Below are 3,933 nucleotides of genomic sequence, written 5' to 3'. Positions count from 1 at the left end.
GAACACATGTTCCTATATTATTTAATTTATCGAACAGAAATAGGACAAAAGGAGGATTTATTTTCTATGCCAAAAGAACTAGAAGAAAAAGAAGAAAAATCGTCTGCTGAAGAAACACCGAAAAAAGAGGAACAGGAGGACGCGCCAAAATGGGCAAAGAATCTGCTACAGGACATCCAAAACCTGATGGGAACAAAGGAACAGCCGCAGGGACAAGCACAGGAAATTCCAGTACCGGAACCGCCAAAAGTGGAGGAACCGGAGGAAGAGGAACAGCCAGCACCAAGCAAAGCGAAAACGCTCCTCGGGTGGTTATGGTAGATGTGCCGGGAAGTGACCAGGAGGAACAGCCGAAAAAGAAACGCGGTCGCCCTCCTGGTACTGGCACGAAAAAGAAAAGCGCAGCCAAGAAAAAGACGGCGGGCAATGTTGATTCATCCCAGCTGAAAATGCTGTTACTGACGACAAGCGCGATCGTGGCAGCACGACCTGGGATGGAAGACTTTGCATTAACCGCCGATGAAGCCGAACAGATATGTACGCCACTCGCAAACATCATGGCGAAGTCTGAAGGCGTGGCGGGTGTCGCCAGTGAGTATGCAGACCATATAGCGTTACTCATTGCGTGCTTTACGATCTTTATACCTAAATTCATTATGTGGAAATCCAAACAACCTAAAAAGAAAGAGGTACAGAAAAATGTCTTGCCAAAACGAGAACTACCAAAACAACCAACAGAACAACGAGGAAATGAAAGCGCGCCTGAAAGAACTAATCAAAAGCCTGCTGAACGATCTGGGGAACCCACTAGTAAGCAATTTGGCGGCTCCTTACATCAACTCATCCCTTTCGGAGGATATTGATGTCTTAAAATTCCTCAACCATTTAGAGGGGATGATCGACTATGTCCGGTATGGTGACGCTGAAGCAAGGTGACTTCTATTACAACATCCCCATGCATGAATACAGCCGTTATTGGTTTGAACACTTGGACATTATCGAACAGGGCGAGGAATTTTTAGTTGTGGAGAAAATCCCTTACGACAAAATCCCGAAACCGTCCATCATGGCTGCTATGAAAAGAGGTAAAGGCGTGAAGCGTGTTGTGAAAGCTTACAGCACGAAAGGAAGTGGAAAACATGCGAATGACAATTGGCGATGACGAACACGTTTTTATCTGTGGTCAAACCGGTACAGGTAAATCGGTTGTCGCTGAGGTATATCTCGCTGGGAAAGACCATGTGGTAAAGCTTGATACGAAAGGCGAAGTACACGAGCGCCGCAAGAAACGGCAGGAATTGTGGCATGGCTTGCAGGAAGGTAAGGACTTTACTGTGGTTCACCGATTGGAAGACGTGTCCGAGGTCGAGACGCCGAAAATTATCTATTGCCCGGTCGCTGAAGAATTAGAGCCGGAATATTACAACGCGCTCATGAGCTGGGTGTACAAGCGTGAAAATACGATTCTATGGATAGACGAATTAATGGAAGTCGCGCCAAGCGCCCATAACTACCCGAAAGAATTGAAAGCCTTATACACGCGCGGGCGTTCGAAAGAAGCAGTCGTTTGGGCTTGTACCCAGCGCCCAACAGACATTCCGGTCATTGCTATGGCCAACAGTTCACACTATTTCATTTTCACCATGCAAAACCCGGATGACCGTAAAAAGATTGTGAAAGCAACAGGGATGCCGCAATTTATGGAGCAACCCGGCGGGCACAATTTTTGGTATTGGAAAGTGGGTATGCAAAACCCGGTACTAGCAAAATTGAAGCTTTAAAGGAGGTGATGACTTGGAGACACGAAAATTTGCAGGTGTCGGGCTGAAGAACATGATTGTCATTGCGCTATTCACAATGATGGTCATTGTCGTAACAAAGGTTATTGTCACGAAGCATCCGGTTAACGGTGTGACGCAATTAGTAAACGCAGTATAAGGAGGAAAAAAGCATGAAGGTTAAATGGTTAGTTCATACGTTCATTACTGTATTTATCACGATGGTTTTCATGTGGATTATTAAGAAAGCTTCAGCAAAATATCATATCCCGGTTGTATCTACAATCGCGGCAGAAGTCTAAGGAGGAATTTTAATTTATGGCAACTCAACAGCAACTATCAGCACAGGCAAAGGCTCAACTATTCTCGCAGGCTACCCGCCAAACATGGCAGATGATGGGTACACAGACAGTGACAGAGGACGCACAAACGGTATCATTCAACCTACCGAAAGTACGCCTGCTATCACAAATTTTAGTTGAATTTGACGCGACTGTCTCTCTCAAATCGCAGAACGCGGCAATTCCAACTAAACCATTTTCACCATACCAGATTATCAGAAATATTGCACTGGAATTAAACAGTGGATTCCGTCCTTTTGTTGTGTCAGGCGAAGCCCTTCACCTATACAGCTTAAACCGATTGAATCCAGACGTTCTATTACCTGCATCAAGTCCGCGGGCGTTATCTTACATTGAAACAGCCGCGAGCACGTCAGGTAAAGACGCGCGTATTAAATTCCAAGTCGCGCTGCCATTAACTTTAAACCAACGTGACCCGGTCGGTCTTATCTTGCTACAAAACGAGGAGACAACCGTTTCCCTTCAGATTGATACAGCACGCGCGCAAGACGCGTATCAGTTGGCTACTGGAGACACCGTTACACTGAAGCAATTGAAAATCACGCCGACAATTGAAACGTTCTCCGTCCCTTCTGTACCACAAGCTATGCCGGATATTTCTGTCCTGAAGCTTGTAAACGAAAAAGGCGAACAGTTCACCGGGAACGGTCAAAATATCGTGAAGCTTCAGACAGGGACGATCTACCGTAAACTCATGTTTTACTTTACGGATGAGTCAGGCAACCCGCTGAAGGACAGCGACTTTGCGGGCAACTTGGAATTGGTATTTAACCAAGCCGACATCCCTTACAGCATTAAGCCGTCAGCACTTGCAGCCCGAAATCATTCGGACTTGGGTTATGTCTTACCGGATGGGGTTTATGTGTTTGACTTCTCTAACCAAGGCTTGCCAAACCTCGGCGGCTCTCGTGACTATATTGACACCGAACGTCTTACAGAGTTTTGGATTCGCTTCAATACTCAAAAAGGCGGGCGCGTGAAAATCGTTGCTGAAAAGCTTTCACGCTTGCATTAATACACGCGGGAGGGCTTTTCCCTCCTTTTCTTATTTGACTACTACGAAGGAGGATTTATATGAACGCACCATCACAAATGGGTCTAGGTGAAATGTTCTACCATGCCGCAGACTTATATCCAAACATGGGGTTTATGAGTACCCGAACGTCTACAGTTCCCGAAGCTGAAGATCAAATGTCTCTTGTCGATGATGAGGACACAGCAAAAGAGCATGACGTAAAGCAAGACCCTATTACATCAAAACAAATCTTGCTGGGGTTCGGCATTGTGTTCCTTGTCGTATTCCTATTCTCGGCAAGGGTGTAGGGGGTGTGACTTGTGGAGCAAATCTATTCAATCCTATTAAATAACGGAGCCATGGGCGTAATGCTCGCGTGGTTCATGTTCAAACAATCAAAGGATAACGAACAGACACGGGAAATTCTAACCGATCTGAAAATGGTTATTTCAAAAATCGGGGGTGCGTCAAGCAATGACTAAAATTCTTGTTCTCACCGTTATTATCATCGTGTTTTGGTTCTTCTTTATCCGCCGCAAAAAGAAGGGATAACACATGGAAAAAGGTCTTTTGTTTTTCACGCTGGCGCTCACAGCCATATGGATTATTCTTGATGACTTTTATGGCGGCAAACACCTGTCAAAGATGGCACAGAAAATGACGCCTGACATTTCTACACCGATGGACGTTGTAAAAGATGGTTGGGAATCTACAAAAGAAACCGTCGACGAAGCCGGAAAGACAGCGAAAAAGGCAGTTGAAAAAGCGACAGGATACG

At 45.5% G+C, this 3,933-nt stretch carries 6 protein-coding genes and 1 pseudogene; all 7 read left to right on the top strand.

Going from position 1 to position 3,933, the window contains the following annotated elements:
• A pseudogene (locus ACFXI4_RS44460) lies at positions 1-321 on the top strand (hypothetical protein); the annotation flags it as partial.
• On the top strand, positions 309-863 hold the full coding sequence (locus tag ACFXI4_RS44455) for a hypothetical protein (protein WP_376642749.1): 555 nt from the start codon (positions 309-311) through the stop codon (positions 861-863). The pseudogene ACFXI4_RS44460 and the gene ACFXI4_RS44455, both read left to right, overlap by 13 nt.
• Positions 864-913: 50 nt before the next feature.
• Positions 914-1,162, top strand: coding sequence for a hypothetical protein (locus ACFXI4_RS44450; RefSeq protein WP_376642747.1), 249 nt, complete (start codon positions 914-916; stop codon positions 1,160-1,162).
• Positions 1,140-1,781, top strand: a complete 642-nt coding sequence (locus ACFXI4_RS44445; RefSeq protein ID WP_376642745.1) for a hypothetical protein — start codon at positions 1,140-1,142, stop codon at positions 1,779-1,781. Before ACFXI4_RS44450 ends, ACFXI4_RS44445 begins: the two co-directional genes overlap by 23 nt.
• A 315-nt stretch (positions 1,782-2,096) precedes the next feature.
• On the top strand, positions 2,097-3,155 hold the full coding sequence (locus ACFXI4_RS44440) for a hypothetical protein (protein WP_376642743.1): 1,059 nt from the start codon (positions 2,097-2,099) through the stop codon (positions 3,153-3,155).
• 59 nt (positions 3,156-3,214) lie between these two features.
• A complete protein-coding gene (locus ACFXI4_RS44435; protein ID WP_080467411.1) occupies positions 3,215-3,463 on the top strand; it encodes a hypothetical protein in 249 nt (82 codons plus the stop codon).
• Positions 3,464-3,710: 247 nt separating this feature from the next.
• The coding region (locus ACFXI4_RS44430; protein ID WP_381496353.1) for a hypothetical protein at positions 3,711-3,933 on the top strand (223 nt) is incomplete at its 3' end.

It is taken from the genome of Streptomyces sp. NPDC059224, from assembly GCF_042754285.1.
Taxonomy (GTDB): domain Bacteria; phylum Actinomycetota; class Actinomycetes; order Streptomycetales; family Streptomycetaceae; genus Streptomyces.
The sequence above is the reverse complement of the archived record's forward strand: the minus strand, read 5'-3'. Positions and strand labels throughout refer to the sequence as shown.

Coding starts and splice junctions, on each gene's coding strand:
- ACFXI4_RS44450 (WP_376642747.1), top strand. CDS start 914: ATGGTGACGCTGAAGCAAGGTGACTTCTATTACAACATCCCCATGCAT.
- ACFXI4_RS44445 (WP_376642745.1), top strand. CDS start 1,140: ATGCGAATGACAATTGGCGATGACGAACACGTTTTTATCTGTGGTCAA.
- ACFXI4_RS44440 (WP_376642743.1), top strand. CDS start 2,097: ATGGCAACTCAACAGCAACTATCAGCACAGGCAAAGGCTCAACTATTC.
- ACFXI4_RS44435 (WP_080467411.1), top strand. CDS start 3,215: ATGAACGCACCATCACAAATGGGTCTAGGTGAAATGTTCTACCATGCC.